Here is a 16590-nt window from a genome sequence, read left to right as displayed (position 1 = left end):
CATTCGCAATATGTTGCGCTTTCGACAGGTACGCTTAGACGTCGGTTTTAGGTTTGCGCCCGCGCCGCGGCTTGGCCTGCGACTGCGCAATCAGCCCTTGCAGGTAGGCAATGCCCTCTTCCTCGGGAAAGAACGACACCACATCCGCGACAGACAGCTTGTAACGCTCCCGCAGGGCCAAAAACTCCTCCCGCGCGCTTGCCATCGCTGAGGCGGCAGCTTGCTTGGCGGCCTCCTTCTTGGACATTTTGGGTGTGCGATCTTCGATTTGTTTCTCGAGGGCCGCAAGTTCTTCCTGGAACCGACGGAAGGCATCTTTAGGGAGAGTCATGGGGACTTGGGGTGTTGCGGGGACAGCGATTATCTCACACGAGGCAAGACCTTAAGGCCACCGCCTTCACACGGCGGATCTTGGGCCGTTGTCCCTGTGCGCGGCAGGCATTTCATCGGAAACATAGGTGGTATATCCCGGCCGGTAAACGTGGCGTGGCGTCAATTCGACCCTACCGTCTTCACGTTTTGAATCACCTTAGGCGGGTACCATTAGGGCCAGAAGAACGTTGGGAATCCGCGAAAAGCCATTGCAGCTTGAAACTGCCCGCCATCGAACCACGGTCCCGATGCAATGGCACAATTTTAGCTTTGCCATGTTATTGGACAGCCATACCGCTTACGGACGGCAGGGGTGCGGTTATCTCGAGCTGAGGAGTAGCGGAGATGCTGAAATCGATCGCTGACAACAAGTGGCTACGACAGATTGCGGTCTTCGTCGGCTACGCGGTGGCCTTTGCGATCTTGAGGCCATATTCAAACGCCAACTGGTTCCTGCTTGGCGGACTGCGTCTGAGTTGCTTGATACTTCTGCCTTACCGCTATTGGCCTACGCTGGTATTGGCCGAACTCACTCCACTCGTCTACTACAACTATTTGTGTCTCGACCAGCTCGGGCTCGCCTGGACCATTTTCAATTCGATTCCGTCCATCCTTTATGCCATGCCTGCCGTTTGGTGGTGTAGGAAGAAGCTTTCGCTGTTCCCCTCAAAACGACTCGTCAGGGTCAATGCCCTGCTTATTTGCATTTTCTTGGCATCTGCGATTTGGACTGCGATGTTTTTCGCTGTCCTCTCGATCGTATTCGCGTTCCCAGCACCGACGCCTCCCTTTCATTTTCATGTACTTCAAATCGCGCAGATATTCCTAGGCCGATATGCTGGCATCCTGGCTGTCGTGCCAATTGCTTTAGCAGTCCGATTGCAAAAACCAGCGCCCTTGATGACACATCTTATTCAATGGGCCAAGAGCCGCCTGACACTTGAGACGGTGGTGCTCTTGCTTCCAACGCTCGCAGTACTTGTCTGGATTAATCACCACGCGTCCCAAGACGCTCGGCCGATCATTCGGATGGCGATGTTCCTACCCGTTGCATGGCTCACGATGAAGCATGGCTGGCGTGCAGCCGCTTTTGGCATTCCTGCAGTGATGGCCTGTATTTATCCCGAGCTAGAAGCGCGCCCGGACACTCTAGACATCGCCGGAGCTCAGGCATTAATTACCTTCTCATCAACATGCTTATTTGCGCTAGGGGCGCATATCACGGCACAAAATGCCGCTGAAGCACAGGAACGCATGAACGCGAAGGTCGCAGTCAAACTCGCTCAACAAGGGCTATATCTGTGTGAAATACGCATGCGCCAAAGTGCGCAAGCGCTTGAGCAGATTGGCGGCATGTTACAGCTGACGCAAACTCGCCTGCTCAATCGTTTCAAGCACATGCTGCCCGCGACCGAAGGTCAAAACTATTACAAGCAGGCAGCCGCAACACAAAGCCAGGTGTACAGGCTCGCAGAATCTATGCATCCCACTGTCTGGCGTGAGCGCGGGTTGCCCGCTGCGTTACGCGAAACCATCGCGCGAACTTTGGACGAGGCCGGATTCGCTTATCGCTTTGAACTTAAAGGTCGTGGATTGAGCCAGCTTTCGCCAAGCGTCCATGCGGCGATCTACCGCCTCGCTTGCGAAGCTGTGGTTTACATTTGCGAGCAACAGGCATGGTCAACCATCATGATATCGCTGCGCGGAGGCCATACAAATAGTCAGCAATGGGCCGTGCTGCGTGTAGAAGGGCTGGTCAACCACTCCGATATCAACGACCCCGTTTTTAAAAAGTTCGAAAGCCAGCAATTAGCATCGAAACTTGGAGCCAACGGGCTAGATACCGACGCTATGAGAGATCATGTTCGTCTTTATGATGGCGAGCTCCATGTTAGAACCCGAGATGACAAGCTTCAGATAACAGCTTTAATTCATGATGCTAATCAGCAAGTGCGGGAGTCGCATGGTGCTCCCCCCGCACTTAAACTCTATATTAGCTAAGCATGTTCGCAGGTTACTGACCGGTTATAGGAGTTGATATTCCGGTGCAATTCCAGGCAGTGCAGGTATCTGAGGTGAGCACATTTAATTGGACGGCCCCGCTACTTGCTGGCGACGCTGTAATGCGCGTTGAGCTATCACTGTAAATCGTCTCGACCGTGCTTGCGTCGGCTGCACTCGCAGCTTGAGTACTGGCTTGCGATGTAGTGACATACTGAGCGTCGACACCCACCGGCAACACAAGCACAACGTGATCTGCCTCAGCAATGGCACCGCGTACCGTACCGTTCAGATCGTTGATCTGAATGTAGCGAATGCCATCGCGAAGGAAGACGTAAACGTGATAGTGCGGACTGACGCTGACATCCGTCGCATTCGGCCACGATTGCCCCAAACCGGTCGCAGGTGGTTGATGCGCAAACGCTGATGTGGACAAGACCGCTGCAAACAGTGTCGACATAACGGCTTTGCGCGAAATGAATCCGTTTGATTTGCGGAACATAAAAACCCCCTATCTCTCTGGGTTGCGGCACCAATTGCCGCATGGAATGTAACACCGAGGTGTGTCTACGGCGTGCAAATTACCTATACACCACCAGCCCGATTGACTAGCTGATGAAGCGCACGTTTCCTCGATTGGAGCACCGATCTCTTTCTGTGGAAGAGATGGGGCTTCAGGGGTTTGTTTGGTGTTAATTTGGGAGGGACGAATGCCACTTGCGCATCCCGTCTCCTTTAGAAATAAAAAACGCCCGCATGGGGCGTTTTTCTATTGCTGGCGGAGAGAGTGGGATTCGAACCCACGGTAGGCTTACACCTACGGCAGTTTTCAAGACTGCTGCCTTAAACCACTCGGCCATCTCTCCGATTTAGATCGTTAATAACTACCCGACTCGATTCACCGGTCCCGGGCCTAGCGCGGCCGACATGCTATCAGGAACCACGCACTCGCGGGCCATTCGGGCCCTTGCGAGAGAGCGAGAACAACGCCCAAACCATGATGATCACCGGAATCAGGCCACCCAGCAGCGGAAACAGCGTCGCCGGGTAACGAAGCACCATCGGCACCAACTGTGTGGCGGCGGCGAAGGCAATGATCCATAGGCGCCATGAGCGACGCTTACGTGCGATCCAGAAACTGGCGACAACCAGAACCAGCGCAACAGCGTTGAACACGAGATCGACTGTCGGCAAAACCCACACGCTGGCAAAACAAAGGCGCGTACCGATCACCGAGGCAAGCACGAACATGAGGAAGTAGCTGGTATAGAACTCCACCTTGCCCCATGAACTGCGCACCGGAGTGTTCATGCGATTTTCTCCGCGCCGCCCATGTAGGGACGCAGTGCTTCCGGTACGGTGATCGAACCGTCGGCGTTTTGATAGTTCTCCATCACCGCGATCAAGGTGCGGCCGACGGCGAGGCCGGAACCGTTGAGCGTGTGCACCAGTTCCGGCTTGTTGGTTTCAGCGTTGCGCACACGGGCCTGCAGGCGGCGCGACTGGAAATCCTCGCAATTGGAACAACTGGAGATTTCGCGATACGTATTTTGACTAGGTAACCACACTTCCAGGTCGTACGTTTTGCTGGACTGGAAACCCATGTCGCCGGTGCACAGCAGCAGCTTGCGATAGGGCAGATCGAGTTTCTGCAGCACCTTTTCGGCATGGCCGACCATCTCTTCCAGCTGCGCATACGATTCGCTGGCACGCGCAACCTGCACCATCTCCACTTTTTCGAACTGGTGCTGACGAATCATGCCGCGTACATCGCGGCCGTAACTGCCGGCTTCGGCGCGGAAGCACAGCGAGTGCGCAGCGAGACGCAATGGCAAAGCATCGGCATCCTGGATGGTGTCGCGCACTAGATTGGTGAGTGAGACTTCGGCCGTCGGAATCAGGTAGCGCCGGGAATCGCCCACGTGGGTGGCGAATAGGTCTTCCTCGAATTTCGGCAATTGGGTGGTACCGAACATCGAATCGCTATTGACCAGCACAGGTACGTTGCATTCCAGATAACCGTGCTCGCGCGTGTGCAGATCGATCATGAACTGTCCAAGCGCGCGATGCAGTTGCGCCAGCTGACCGCGCAGCACGGTGAAACGCGCGCCGGAAAGTTTGGCGCCTGCCTCCCCATCGAGCCAGCCGTGACGTTCGCCGAGATCGACGTGGTCCTTGACGGTAAAATCGAAGCTGCGCGGCGTGCCCCAGCGGCTCACTTCATGATTGTCTGTTTCGTCTTTGCCGACCGGCACCGATTCATGTGGAATGTTGGGAATAACCAAGGCGATGTCGGACAGCTTGGCCTGCACCTCGGCCAGCGCCTGTTCGTTGGCCTTGAGCTTGTCGCCGATGCCGGCGACCTCCGCCATCAGCGACGCGACATCCTCGCCCTTGGCCTTGGCCTGACCGATGGCTTTGGAGCGGGTGTTGCGCAGGTTCTGCAGTTCCTGCGTCTCGGTAGACAGCTGCTTGCGTTGGCTTTCCAGCGCTTCCATGGCCGCCACGTCGAGCGTGAAGCCACGGGTTTCCTTGAGGCGCGCGGCGGTTTCAGCCAGGCGCGAACGCAGCAATGCGGGGTCCAGCATGATTGGATCCGAGTGAATGGCAAGAACAAAGGATTATCGCTGCGTGGCCATCACCGCCGCAACGCGACACTGCCTGCTTTCTCAGCCTAGGCGGTCTTTCGTTCCCGGCGCCCCAGCCACCAGGCCATGACAGCGCCCGCCAGTAGCCAGCCGATCAGCTGCTCGGCCAAGGCGGCCCAGGTGAGCGCCCCGGGGAAGCGATACCAGTTCCAGTAAGGCACCAGCACGCTCAACCAGGCGAACAGCGCCGCTACCACGGCGATGCCCATGCGCTTCGCAAAACCAAAGGCAGCCAACCCCATCAGGAAGGCCAGGGCCAACGCCGCCAAGGTATCCGATGCCCACTGGCGTGGCAGCTGCCGGCTCATATTGGTCATGTCTTCACCTTGAGGGAGGTAGACCACCCAGGCGTAAGGCGACGCCATGGATTTCTGCGCGTACGCGGCCCTGGCTGCCTGGTCGTTCCATTTATTGGGGTCGAACGAAGGCAGGATGTACACGCCTGGCTGGGAACCCAGTCCTTCGTGCAGGGTGCTGATGACCGCATCTTCATGCACCGGCTGATGTATGCCTGGGTTGCCAAGCCCCAGCACCATGTGCGCCACGCCGCCCCACAGAAACATCACGATGCCACCGAATATCGCTGCGACCAGTATGCGCATGACTCTGCCCTCCCCGGGTGGATAGTGGTGAGCAATCTAGGCGGCATGGAGGGAGGCCGCAAGGACATTTGCGTCATTTCTGCATGAAGGGCAACTACTTCTTGCGCGCTTGCTTGCGTACCTCGCGCAGCGACTGCAGTTTTTCGCGCAGCTTCACTTCAAGCCCTCGCTCTACCGGTTGGTAGAACTCCGTGCCCTCCAGGGCATCCGGCAGACACTGCTGGCCGAGCGCCACACCGCCTTCCACATCGTGGTCGTATTGATAGCCTTTGCCGTAGCCAAGGCCCTTCATCAACTTGGTCGGTGCATTGCGCAAATGCATAGGCACGTCGAGCGTGCCGGTTTCGCCTACCACCGCGCGAGCCTGGTTATAAGCCATGTAAGCGGCGTTGCTCTTGGGCGCAATCGCCAGCCAAATAGCCAACTGCGCAAGCCCCAGCTCGCCCTCCGGGCTGCCAAGGCGCTCATAGGTATCCCAGGCATCCAGCGCCATGCGCCATGCGCGCGGTTCCGCTAGTCCGACATCCTCGACTGCCATGCGCGTCATGCGGCGCGCGAGGTAGAGCGGATCGCAGCCACCGTCGAGCATGCGCACCAGCCAGTACACCGCGGCATCGGGATCGGAAGAACGCACCGATTTATGCAGGGCCGAGATCTGGTCGTAAAATTGCTCGCCGCCTTTGTCGAAGCGGCGGGTGCGATCGGCAAGTACCTGCTCCAGCGTCGCGTTGTCGATAACGTGACCGTCGGCCAATTCGGCGGCGATTTCCAGCAACGTCAATGCGCGGCGCACGTCGCCGTCGGCGGCCTTGGCGATCAGCTGCAACGCATGGTCGGCGACTTCCAGCTTCAGTGCGCCCAAGCCACGCTCATCATCGGCCAGCGCGCGATGTAGTGCGGCGACGATATCGTCCACCGACACTGCATCGAGCACGTGCACGCGGCAGCGCGAGAGCAGCGCCGAATTCAGTTCGAAAGAAGGATTTTCGGTGGTGGCGCCGATAAAGATGATCACCCCGCGCTCGATGTGCGGCAGGAAGGCATCTTGTTGCGCTTTATTGAAGCGATGTACTTCGTCGACGAACAGCACCGTTCGCCTGCCCTGCGCAAAATTGGCTTCGGCTTCGGCAAGTGCCTTGCGCACCTCGGGCAAACCGGAGAGCACCGCCGAGATGGCGCGGAAATCCGCATCGGCGTAGCGCGCCACCAGCAGGGCAAGTGTGGTCTTGCCGCAACCGGGTGGTCCCCACAGCACCATCGAATGCACACGACCCGCTTCCAGGGCGCGCCGCAGCGCCTTGCCCGGAGCAAGCAGGCGATGCTGGCCGACGATCTCGTCGAGGCTGCGCGGACGCATGCGCTCGGCGAGGGGCTTGAGTTCTTCCGAGTCGGTCGCGAACAGTTCTGGGGTGCGGTGTGTGTCGCGTCGTTCCATCGCTGAATGATAGGACATCTGATGTGCTGCTCATCCCGTGCGCACCGAAGCCTTACCGCAAGCACTACGTATGGCGCCGATCAAACGCTAGCTATTATCAATCACCATCATTATTTGGATAATTGCGCATTTCTTAGTTTTAGCTTATTACTGAGCGCGAATGGATCGATTCTTTTATTGCATTGATAATTCAATTCTTAGGTCCCGCTTAGCGCATTTTCTTTCGTGTCAAAAAGAATATCCATTTAATTTAATTGTTATGTAAGTGTCATACAGCGTCTCTACGGTGTCGGACTTTCTACCACCCCGCCAACACCGGAAAAAAACAATGACGCGATCGACTCTTGCGCTACACCGTTGCCCGCCGGCCTATCTCGCCCTTTGCCTTGCGGTAGCCCTTGCCGCTCCGGCTTCGGCGCAGGACACCGCCAGTAATGGAAATGCCCAGGCGAATGGCCCAAGCACGGCCAATGACACGAATAGCAAAGCTTCGTCGGCCAATGCAAAAACCCTTGCGGGCATGCAGGTAACGGCTAATTCCACGGCAGTGAGCGCGATTGCGCCGACACAGGGCTCAACCGTCGCCACGCAGCCGCAATCGATTATCGGCAGCACCTACATTCAAGAAAACATTCCGCCCACCGGCGACTACAGCGACGCAGCGTCGATCGCGCCGAGCGTGTACACCGTCGCGCCGAACGGCGCCGGCTTGATGGAAGCGGCGGTCGTTTCCATTCGCGGCTTCCAGGATGGCCAGTACAACGTGACCTTCGATGGCATTCCGTGGATGGACTCCAACGACTTCACGCACCATTCCACCTCGTACTTCACCAATCAGGAAACCAGCTCCGTTGTGGTCGATCGCGGCCCGGGTACGGCCGCCACGCTTGGTAATGCCACATTCGGCGGCACCATTTCGGTGGATTCACTCAATCCGCAGAGTCAGTTCAACGTCAACCCGTACATCAGCTTTGGCAGCTGGGATACCGCCGTGGAAGGCGCTCGTATCGATACGGGCAGCTTCACCAGCAGCGGCACCAACGCTGTGATCAACCTGCAGAACGGCGAGTCGGACGGTTACCTCACCTACGCCGGTCAGCGCCGCCAAAGCGTGTTTGCCAAGGTCGTGCAGCCTCTTGGCGAAAACACCACGCTGACTTTCGCGGGCTTGTGGAACAACCTCAACCAGTACGTGCCGTTCGGCGCCACCAAGGCGCAGATCGCGCAGTATGGCGTGAACTATGCGCTGAACAACGATCCCACCAGCCAAGCCTACTACCGCTACAACAACGACAAGATCGACACGAACATGGCCTATATCGGCCTGCATTCGGAGTTCTCGGGCTGGACGATCGACAACAAGACTTACACCTACGGCTACAACCACTTCGGCTACAACGGCGAAGATCCGAATGGCGAAACCCCCAACGGCACCGCGTATAGCCCCACCGACGTACCTGGCCAGCACATGCGCAACACGAATCGTTCGTGGGGCGACATCTTCCGTCTGAGCAAGGAAATCGGTCCGGGTGAAGCACGCACCGGCGTGTGGTACGACCATCAGGACGACATCCGCTGGCTCTATGAATTCGACGACACGACCAACCAGTTGAATCCAGTGATCAATCCTGGTGCATCGACGTTGCAGCTGGCTTCGGCCGATCGTCGCATGAATGACTCGCTGGTCACGATCCAGCCGTTTATCGAATACCAGTGGAACATCACCGACAACGCCTACTTCGTCGGTGGCGTGAAGTACAACTACTTCAAGCGCGATCTTGATGCACCGGTGAACCAGAAGACGGAAACCCCGCTGACCTATTCCAAGGACTGGAATGCCACCCTGCCCTCCGCCGCGTTCCACTATGCGTTCACTTCGAACTGGACGGCATACGCACAATGGGCCAAAGGCTACCTGGCGCCTAACCTCAACCTGCTCTACGTGCCGAATCCCTCCGTCTCCGACAGTGCCATACAGCCGGAGAAAACCACCAACATCCAGCTCGGAACCACGTGGAGCAGCGACCGCCTGACGCTGTCGGCGGACGTCTACAAGATCAACTTCAACAACTTCGTCCAGAGCCGCAAGATCGGCGGCGTTACGGAGTTCTATAACGGCGGCGGCGTGCACTACAAAGGCGTCGAGCTCGAAGGCACCTACATGCTGGGCGCCGGTTTCAGCGTTTATGCCAACGGCTCGCTCAACCGCGCGATGCAAACGACCGATGGCGCGTGGAACGCGAATACGCCGCACAAGACCGCCGCGCTGGGCTTCATTTACAGCAACGGTCCCGTCTACGCGTCGCTGGTCGACAAGTTCGTCGGCAAGACCTACTACACGGCCAACGCGGAAGATGACACGCCGATCGGCGGCTATGCAGTGACCAACTTCGCCGCCAGCTATAAGTTCGATCCGCACATCAGCGATGTGAAGGACTTCAAGATCGGCTTCCAGATCAACAACCTGTTCAACAACACGACCATCAACGCCCTCGCCGGCACCACCGCTGCCGATGGCACACCGTTGTTCTTTACCATTCCGGCTCGCAACTTCAACTTCACCGTTTCAGCGGACCTGTTCTGATGAAGCGAAGTGCACTGCTGTTGTTGATGCTTCTGATCGGCCAGACCGCACTGGCTGACGACGATGGCGCAAAACCCGCCATCGTCGAACTGTCGAACCTGTTGCCGCCTCCGCCGGCAGCAGGTTCGATTGCGGCTCAGCATGATCTTCAGATCGTGCTGAGCACCCAGCGGACGCGCACGGCGGCGGATATGCTTGCTGCAAAAGCGGACACGGAGCGATCCGTGTTCCGTTTTGCCGATGTCCTGGGTAGCGCCTTGCAACCGACCGACTTACCGAAGACGGCTGCGTTTTTCGCGCGCACGGCCGAATTCGACAAAGAAGCCGTTAAAGAAGCCAAGAGCTACTGGCTGCGCCCACGGCCTGCCGTGGTATCCACGCAGGTGCACCCGTTGGCGAAGGAAAAAGCCAACGATTGGAGTTATCCCAGCGGACACGCCACGTTCGGTTACACCACGGCCGTGTTACTCGCCAACATGGTGCCGGAGAAACGGTCTGCGATTTTCGCACGCGCCGATCTTTACGCACAGCATCGCATCGTGATGGGCGCACACTTCCCTAGCGACGTGGAGGCCGGTCATCTTGCCGGCACCGTGATCGCCGCCGACATCATGCAGGACCCGAGCTGGAAACAGGATTACGAAGCGGCGCGCCTGGAATTGCGCCATGCGCTGGGTTTGACGGCCAATCCGTTGCATTGAAGTAGATTGGGGTTCGCCTTGCTTACCCCAACCTACGCAGAAAGAAGTGTCGGTAAATGGCGTAACCAAGGCCAACCATGCCCGTGAGTGTCGCGGGTATCAGCAGCACACGCTCCTGCATATGTGCGAACCCATACGCCCCCAACGTGGCTCCCAGAATAAAGTGGCCAGCCACCAGCAGGCAGACGTGAATACGCAGCGTATCCACGTCCAGACCGCGCAAGCGCTGACCGAGATACATGCCCAGGTCGGTGAAGATGCCTGAAAGATGCGTGGTACGTAGCGACGCGCCGCTATACGTGCTCACCATGGCGTTTTGCAGACCGCACGCCGCAGAGGCAAGGTAAAGACCGAGATCCTTCGCGTCGTGAATCAAGGGCATGGCGGCGAACAACAGCAGCGATTCGAGCATCAGCACCACGCCATAACGGCGGCCCAGCTGCAGCGTACGCTGTTGCACGATCATGCCGCTGACTACAGCGCCGGCCACAAACGAAGCAATCGTCAAGCCCCAATGCAACGCGCTTACGATATCGCCGCTCGCCAGCGAGATGCCGAGTTCCGTGCTGGTGCCGGTGAGATGGGTGATCGGCTGGTGCCGAAAACACATGTAACCGACGGCATTGATGCAGCCAGCGGCCGACGCCAGCAACGCACCACCGACCCATGCCCAGCGCGGCAACTGGCGGATCATTGCGTATGAATCAGTTCTTCAGCGGTTCGGTGGTGATCACCGGCAGATCGCCGATCACATCCGCGCCTTTGGGCGGGACAAAATTGAAATCCTGCGGCGGGATTTCCGGATTGCGCTGCCAATTCGAGAAACGGATATCGGTGGTAGAGCCGAGTTGGTCCTTGAACTGCATGCGTGCGAGACCGTTCGCGTCAAAACCCAGATCGGCGTAGTCGAATTGCGGTTCCTGGGCGGTGGAGGTCAGCCGCAGCCAGACCAGACCATCACGTTCGCCCTGCTCGGTGACCTTGAAATCCTTATCCAGTTGCTTGAGATCGGTCAGCACGGTGAGCGGGCTATGCGCTTCTTCCGTGTCCTGTTTGCGCACGGTGACCTGCTCCAACTCTGGGTCGTACATCCACACGCGGCTGCCGTCGGCGACGATGGTCTGTTTGTAAGGCGCCAACGTATCCCAGCGAAACTGGCGCGGCGCCTGCAGCACCAGGGTGCCACTGCTGGTCTGGCCGGGCTGACCGTCGGCGTTGGTGAGGGTCTGCGTGAAGTTTCCGGATATGGCATGGAGACCCTGCGCAAAGGTGTCGAGCCGCGCACGCGCCGGGCCGGTGGCGGCCTGCGCGACACCGCTCAAGGACAGCGCTAGCAAGGCGACAACAGTGGCGAATCGGAGGCGTTTCATGGGTCCTGTTCCTAGTGAGCGGAATGTGCCAAGTGTGCGATGAGAATGCTTAATGGGGGCGACGCTTTAGCCCCTCTCCCTTCGGGAGAGGGGTTGGGGTGAGGGTGCGAGACTCGCCTAAACCTTCAACAGATCGCTCCGCTCGTACCCTCATCCACCTGTCGGCACCTTCTCCCGAAGGGAGAAGGGCTTGATGTTTGGCTTTAACGCAAGATCGGACTTAATTCAATGCTTCGGCGGTGGCGGCGCCAGCACTTCGCGATTGCCGTTGTGCTGCGGTGCGCTGACCACTCCTTCTTGCTCCATCTGTTCGATCAGGCGCGCAGCGCGGTTGTAGCCGATGCGCAAATGCCGCTGCACACCGGAAATCGATGCACGACGTGTCTCGGTAACAATGCGCACGGCGCGGTCGTATAGCTGCGCTTCCGCATCGCCGCCCTCTTCGCCTTCCTGGGGCAAACCGGCGTCATTGATGAACTTGCCGTCGCTGGTGGCCTGCACTTCCTCCAGCACGCCGTCGATGTATTGCGGCGCGCCCTGAGCCCTCAGCCAGTGGACCACGTTGTGCACCTCGTGGTCGTCCACAAAGGCGCCATGCACACGCTCCGGCGTGGCCGTGCCAGGCGGCAGATAAAGCATGTCGCCGTGGCCGAGCAAGGTTTCCGCGCCGGATTGATCGAGAATCGTGCGTGAGTCGATCTTGCTTGATACCTGGAAGGCGATGCGGGTAGGGATATTGGCCTTGATCAATCCCGTGATCACGTCCACCGACGGACGCTGCGTCGCCAGCACCAGATGCACGCCAGCCGCACGAGCCTTCTGCGCCAGACGCGCGATGAGCTCTTCCACCTTCTTGCCGACGATCATCATCATGTCGGCGAATTCGTCGATGATCACGACGATGTACGGCAGCGGCTCCAGCGGAGCGGCTGCCAGGTTCGGCATCTCGGGATTGGGACGGAACAGCGGATCCAGCAACGGCTGGCCGGCGTTCTCCGCATCCTTCACTTTCTTGTTGAAGCCGGCGAGGTTACGCACACCCACCGCAGCCATCACCTTGTAGCGGCGCTCCATCTCCGCCACGCACCAGCGCAGCGCGTTGGCGGCTTCCTTCATATCGGTGACGACCGGCGCCAGCAGATGCGGAATACCCTCGTAAACCGAGAGCTCCAGCATCTTCGGGTCGATCATGATCATGCGCACATCTTTCGGGCTGGCCTTGTAAAGCAGGCTGAGCACCATGGCGTTCACCGCAACGGATTTGCCCGAACCGGTGGTGCCGGCTACCAGCAGGTGCGGCATCTTGCCGAGATCCACCACCACCGGCTTGCCGCCGATGTCCTTACCCAGCGCCAACGCCAGCGGCGATTTCTGCTGGTCGTATTTGTCGGAGCGCAGGATTTCCGAGAGATAGACGATCTGCTTCTTGGTGTTGGGAATTTCCAGGCCGATCACGTTCTTGCCCGGAATCACGTCCACCACGCGCACGCTGACCACCGAGAGGCCGCGCGCGATGTCCTTGTCCAGGCTCGACACCTGGCTGCCGCGCACGCCGGCGGCGGGTTCCAGCTCGAAGCGAGTGATCACCGGGCCGGGATAGACGCCGACCACTTTCGCCTCGATACGGAAATCCTTGAGCTTGAGCTCCACCTGGCGCGAGAGCACTTCCAGCGTTTCTTCCGAATAGCCCGGGCCCTGCTCCGGCGCTTCATCCAGCAGCGAAAGCGGCGGCAATTCGCCCGGCTCGGAGGGACCGACGAACAGCGGAATCTGCGTTTCCACGCGCGCACGTTCGCTCTTCACGACCGGTGCGGCAGGTGCTTCGATGCGGATGGGTTCGCGCTTGGCCTGTTTGATGGCTTCGGTTTTCTTGACCACCTCGCGTTCGGCGCGCGCCTGGTGCGCAGCGATCGCTTCCGGTGCTTCGCGCAGCTTGCTGCCGAACCAGTTGGCAAGTTTCAGCACGCCCTGCCCTGTCAGATCCATGACCTTGAACCAGGACAAACCAGTGGCCAGCGTCACCGCCACCAGGAACACCGCCAGCAGCAAAAGTGGCGCGCCCTTGTCGCCGAACGCACGCAGCAAACCATGACCGACGGCGTGACCGATCACGCCACCGGCACCTTCCGGCCCCATGCTGCTATCCGGAAAATTCAGCCAGCACAGACCCGGCGCGGTGATGAAGAAAAACACCGAACCGATCAGGCGCAGCGAAGGCTCCCACGGTTGCACGCTGCGCATGCCGTGATTGCGCAGCACCTGCACGCCAAGGAACAGCAACAGCAAGGGAAAGAAATACGCCACGCCACCGAACAAGTAGCGCAGCAGGTCGGCGATGTAGGCGCCGACCGTACCGCCCAGATTGTGCACGTGCCCGCTGGTATCGGCATGCGACCAGCCGGGATCGGCGGGGTCGTAGCTGAGCAGACAAACCAGCAGATACAAGGCCAGCGGCAGCAGCAGCAGCGCGCCGGCCTCGCGCAGGCGGCGCTTGAGCTCTTCGCTCAGGCCCGCCTTTTCCTTTTCTTTTCGAACGTTCGCGCTACGCGCCACCGGTTTGGATTTCCTCAAGGGCTACGGCGTGACTTTAAACCACACCCTGCAGTGCCGGGTGGACCAATGTCCCACCATCGACATTGATGCCCTTCTGCAGCGGTGCGAAATCGCGCCACTCCTTGCCGGCAGCCAGGCGCTGCACGTACGGCAGGATGGCCGCCGAGATCGCGACAGAGGAGGTCTGCGGTACGGCACCCGGCATGTTGGTCACGCAGAAATGGGTGACACCGTGCACGTCATAGGTCGGTTCCTTCCAGGTGGTGGCACGGGAGGTCTCGAAGCAGCCACCCTGGTCAATGGAAATATCCACCAGCACGCTGCCCTTCTCCATCGTCTTGACCATCGCCTCGGTCACCACGCGCGGGGCCTTGGCGCTGGGGATCAGCACGGCGCCGACCACGATGTCGGCGTTGGCGACTTCTTCGGCCACCGAGGATTCATACGCGTACAGCGCGGTAACGTTCGGGCCCATCGCCATCATTTCGGCGAGGCGATCCTGACGCTTGTCGAACACCACCACGTTAGCGCCCGCAGCAGCAGCCAACGCAGCGGCATTGCCGCCGGCAGCGCCCGCGCCCAGCACGACCACCTTGCCGCGCGGCGTGGAAGCCATGCCGCCCAGCAGCTTGCCCTTGCCGCCCTGCGGACGGTGCAGCAGCGTGGTACCTACCTGGGTGGCGATGCGACCGGCGATGACCGACATCGGCAACAGCAGCGGCAGGCCGCCGTCCTCTTCTACCGACTCGAACGCCACGCCGGTCAAGCCGATATCCAGCAGGCTCTTGGTCAGCGCCGGCTCGGCGGCCAGATGCAGGTAGCAGAACAGCAGGTGATGCTTCTTGAGCAGGGCCAGGTCGCCGGCCACCGGCTCCTTCACCTTCACGATCAGTTCGCCGGCTTCGTACAGCGCCGCGGCATCCGGAACCAGCTTCACGCCGACCTTGGCGTAGGCCTCGTCGGAGAAGCCGCTCTTCTCGCCGGCGCCAGCCTGGATGAACACCTCGTGGCCACGGCGCACCAGATCGGCGGCGGCGGCGGGAACGAGGGCGACACGACCTTCGAGGGTCTTGGTTTCAGAAGGGATACCGATACGCATGGGGAGTGCAATCCTGTGGGATCAAAAAAGCAAAAACCGCGGCGCCATGCGCCACGGCGGAATCTTTGGTCCGCCGGTGCCTTGAATCGGCCTTGCGACTTCCCCATCCTTGCGGGTTCCGGCGTCCGGGTGAAACCAGCGCCTTCGTAACAGCGAATATCCGTACAAGTCGCCAGCAAACCCTAAGGATTATAGCAATGACCACCCCCAAACATAGCCGCCTGCTGATCCTCGGCTCCGGTCCCGCGGGCTACACCGCTGCGGTGTATGCGGCGCGCGCCAACCTGAAGCCGACCATGATCACCGGCTTGCAGCAGGGTGGCCAATTGATGACCACCACGGACGTGGACAACTGGCCGGGCGACGTCGAGGGTCTGCAAGGCCCCGTGCTGATGCAACGCATGGCCGAGCACGCTGAACGGTTCGAGACGCAGATGGTGTACGACCACATCCACACCGCGGACCTCAAACAGCGCCCGTTCCGCCTGAAAGGCGACTCGGGCGAGTACACCTGCGACGCGCTGATCATCGCCACCGGGGCCACCGCCAAGTATCTGGGGATCGCCAGCGAGGAACATTACAAAGGCAAAGGCGTATCGGCCTGCGCCACCTGCGACGGCTTCTTTTTCCGCGACCAGGATGTAGTCGTCGTCGGTGGCGGCAACACGGCCGTCGAGGAAGCGCTGTATCTGGCCAACATCGGCCGCAAGGTGTACCTGGTGCATCGCCGCGACAAGCTGCGCGCCGAGAAGATCATGCAGGACAAGCTGTTCGAGAAAGCCGCCGCCGGCAAGATCGAACTGGTGTGGAACCATACCATCGACGAAATCCTCGGCGATCAGTCCGGTGTGACCGGCGTGCGCGTGAAGGACATCAACAGCGGCGCCACGCGCGATATCGAAGCGACCGGTTTCTTCGTGGCGATCGGTCATACGCCGAACACCGGCATCTTCGAAGACCAGCTGGATATGCACGACGGCTACATCAAGATCCGCACCGGGCTGGAAGGGATGGCAACGATGACGTCGATTCCCGGCGTGTTTGCGGCGGGCGATGTGGCCGACCATGTTTATCGTCAAGCCGTGACTTCTGCCGGCTTCGGCTGTATGGCGGCGCTGGATGCGGAACGCTGGCTGGACCAGGGCAAACCCGCAGGTTGAGCATGCGAATGTTGGAAGCGGCAGTGCGTGAACATCCCACTGCCCTTCCACATCCGCGATAATCG

At 59.5% G+C, this 16590-nt stretch carries 14 protein-coding genes and 1 tRNA gene; 4 read left to right on the top strand and 11 right to left on the bottom strand.

Annotation, left to right across the window (positions count from 1 at the left end):
- Positions 1-34 precede the first annotated feature (34 nt).
- Positions 35-331 (bottom strand): 2-hydroxyacyl-CoA dehydratase, encoded by a 297-nt coding sequence (locus QQL64_RS03565; RefSeq protein ID WP_284395955.1) that lies wholly within the window; start codon positions 329-331, stop codon positions 35-37.
- 386 nt (positions 332-717) lie between these two features.
- On the opposite strand from QQL64_RS03565, the gene QQL64_RS03560 reads away from it, so the two are divergent.
- Positions 718-2373, top strand: a complete 1656-nt coding sequence (locus QQL64_RS03560) for an MASE1 domain-containing protein (RefSeq protein ID WP_284395953.1) — start codon at positions 718-720, stop codon at positions 2371-2373.
- A 13-nt stretch (positions 2374-2386) separates the two neighbouring features.
- Here QQL64_RS03560 and QQL64_RS03555 read toward each other — a convergent pair whose 3' ends face one another.
- The 6 genes from QQL64_RS03555 to QQL64_RS03530 all read right to left on the bottom strand — a co-directional run bounded on the left by QQL64_RS03555 (position 2387) and on the right by QQL64_RS03530 (position 7076).
- Complete coding sequence (locus QQL64_RS03555; protein ID WP_284395951.1) at positions 2387-2875, bottom strand: hypothetical protein; 489 nt, start codon at positions 2873-2875, stop codon at positions 2387-2389.
- A 274-nt stretch (positions 2876-3149) separates the two neighbouring features.
- Positions 3150-3239 (bottom strand) — tRNA-Ser (locus QQL64_RS03550).
- A gap of 67 nt (positions 3240-3306) precedes the next feature.
- Positions 3307-3684 carry an LrgA gene (locus QQL64_RS03545; RefSeq protein WP_284395949.1) on the bottom strand — a complete coding sequence of 126 codons (378 nt, stop codon included), beginning with the start codon at positions 3682-3684 and terminating at the stop codon, positions 3307-3309.
- Positions 3681-4961: a serine--tRNA ligase gene (serS, locus tag QQL64_RS03540; protein WP_284395946.1), complete on the bottom strand. Its 1281-nt coding sequence runs from the start codon at positions 4959-4961 to the stop codon at positions 3681-3683. The genes QQL64_RS03545 and serS overlap by 4 nt, the downstream gene beginning before the upstream one ends.
- A gap of 86 nt (positions 4962-5047) precedes the next feature.
- Positions 5048-5623, bottom strand: coding sequence for a hypothetical protein (locus tag QQL64_RS03535; protein ID WP_284395945.1), 576 nt, complete (start codon positions 5621-5623; stop codon positions 5048-5050).
- Between the two features lie 94 nt (positions 5624-5717).
- The gene (locus tag QQL64_RS03530; protein WP_284395943.1) at positions 5718-7076 is read right to left on the bottom strand and encodes a replication-associated recombination protein A; all 1359 of its coding nucleotides are present in this window, start codon (positions 7074-7076) and stop codon (positions 5718-5720) included.
- Positions 7077-7386: 310 nt separating this feature from the next.
- Here QQL64_RS03530 and QQL64_RS03525 point away from each other — a divergent pair, with 310 nt between their 5' ends.
- Positions 7387-9642 carry a TonB-dependent receptor gene (locus QQL64_RS03525; RefSeq protein ID WP_284395941.1) on the top strand — a complete coding sequence of 752 codons (2256 nt, stop codon included), beginning with the start codon at positions 7387-7389 and terminating at the stop codon, positions 9640-9642.
- A complete protein-coding gene (locus QQL64_RS03520) occupies positions 9642-10343 on the top strand; it encodes an acid phosphatase (RefSeq protein WP_284395940.1) in 702 nt (233 codons plus the stop codon). The genes QQL64_RS03525 and QQL64_RS03520 overlap by 1 nt, the downstream gene beginning before the upstream one ends.
- A gap of 22 nt (positions 10344-10365) precedes the next feature.
- Here QQL64_RS03520 and QQL64_RS03515 read toward each other — a convergent pair whose 3' ends face one another.
- The 4 genes from QQL64_RS03515 to ald all read right to left on the bottom strand — a co-directional run bounded on the left by QQL64_RS03515 (position 10366) and on the right by ald (position 15365).
- Positions 10366-11037, bottom strand: a complete 672-nt coding sequence (locus QQL64_RS03515; RefSeq protein ID WP_284395938.1) for a YoaK family protein — start codon at positions 11035-11037, stop codon at positions 10366-10368.
- Between the two features lie 10 nt (positions 11038-11047).
- Positions 11048-11713: an outer membrane lipoprotein periplasmic chaperone LolA gene (gene lolA, locus QQL64_RS03510; protein WP_284395936.1), complete on the bottom strand. Its 666-nt coding sequence runs from the start codon at positions 11711-11713 to the stop codon at positions 11048-11050.
- A 225-nt stretch (positions 11714-11938) separates the two neighbouring features.
- A complete protein-coding gene (locus tag QQL64_RS03505) occupies positions 11939-14266 on the bottom strand; it encodes a DNA translocase FtsK (protein ID WP_284399634.1) in 2328 nt (775 codons plus the stop codon).
- 34 nt (positions 14267-14300) lie between these two features.
- Entirely contained in the window at positions 14301-15365 is a 1065-nt protein-coding gene (ald, locus tag QQL64_RS03500) for an alanine dehydrogenase (RefSeq protein ID WP_284395934.1), read from the bottom strand.
- Positions 15366-15562: 197 nt separating this feature from the next.
- Between ald and trxB the strand changes: the two genes are divergently transcribed.
- Complete coding sequence (gene trxB, locus QQL64_RS03495; protein ID WP_284395932.1) at positions 15563-16525, top strand: thioredoxin-disulfide reductase; 963 nt, start codon at positions 15563-15565, stop codon at positions 16523-16525.
- Positions 16526-16590 lie beyond the last annotated feature (65 nt).

This window comes from Dyella lipolytica (assembly GCF_030160075.1).
Classification (GTDB): Bacteria; Pseudomonadota; Gammaproteobacteria; order Xanthomonadales; family Rhodanobacteraceae; genus Dyella_B; species Dyella_B lipolytica.
Note: the sequence above shows the minus strand (reverse complement) of the source record. Positions and strands in the feature narration are given on the sequence as shown.

Bases quoted from the DNA above. Each gene is read 5' to 3' on its own strand.
- QQL64_RS03545 (WP_284395949.1), bottom strand. From the start codon at position 3,684: ATGAACACTCCGGTGCGCAGTTCATGGGGCAAGGTGGAGTTCTATACC.
- lolA (WP_284395936.1), bottom strand. From the start codon at position 11,713: ATGAAACGCCTCCGATTCGCCACTGTTGTCGCCTTGCTAGCGCTGTCC.
- QQL64_RS03565 (WP_284395955.1), bottom strand. From the start codon at position 331: ATGACTCTCCCTAAAGATGCCTTCCGTCGGTTCCAGGAAGAACTTGCG.
- serS (WP_284395946.1), bottom strand. From the start codon at position 4,961: ATGCTGGACCCCGCATTGCTGCGTTCGCGCCTGGCTGAAACCGCCGCG.
- QQL64_RS03530 (WP_284395943.1), bottom strand. From the start codon at position 7,076: ATGTCCTATCATTCAGCGATGGAACGACGCGACACACACCGCACCCCA.
- trxB (WP_284395932.1), top strand. From the start codon at position 15,563: ATGACCACCCCCAAACATAGCCGCCTGCTGATCCTCGGCTCCGGTCCC.
- QQL64_RS03525 (WP_284395941.1), top strand. From the start codon at position 7,387: ATGACGCGATCGACTCTTGCGCTACACCGTTGCCCGCCGGCCTATCTC.
- QQL64_RS03560 (WP_284395953.1), top strand. From the start codon at position 718: ATGCTGAAATCGATCGCTGACAACAAGTGGCTACGACAGATTGCGGTC.
- QQL64_RS03520 (WP_284395940.1), top strand. From the start codon at position 9,642: ATGAAGCGAAGTGCACTGCTGTTGTTGATGCTTCTGATCGGCCAGACC.
- ald (WP_284395934.1), bottom strand. From the start codon at position 15,365: ATGCGTATCGGTATCCCTTCTGAAACCAAGACCCTCGAAGGTCGTGTC.
- QQL64_RS03515 (WP_284395938.1), bottom strand. From the start codon at position 11,037: ATGATCCGCCAGTTGCCGCGCTGGGCATGGGTCGGTGGTGCGTTGCTG.
- QQL64_RS03555 (WP_284395951.1), bottom strand. From the start codon at position 2,875: ATGTTCCGCAAATCAAACGGATTCATTTCGCGCAAAGCCGTTATGTCG.
- QQL64_RS03535 (WP_284395945.1), bottom strand. From the start codon at position 5,623: ATGCGCATACTGGTCGCAGCGATATTCGGTGGCATCGTGATGTTTCTG.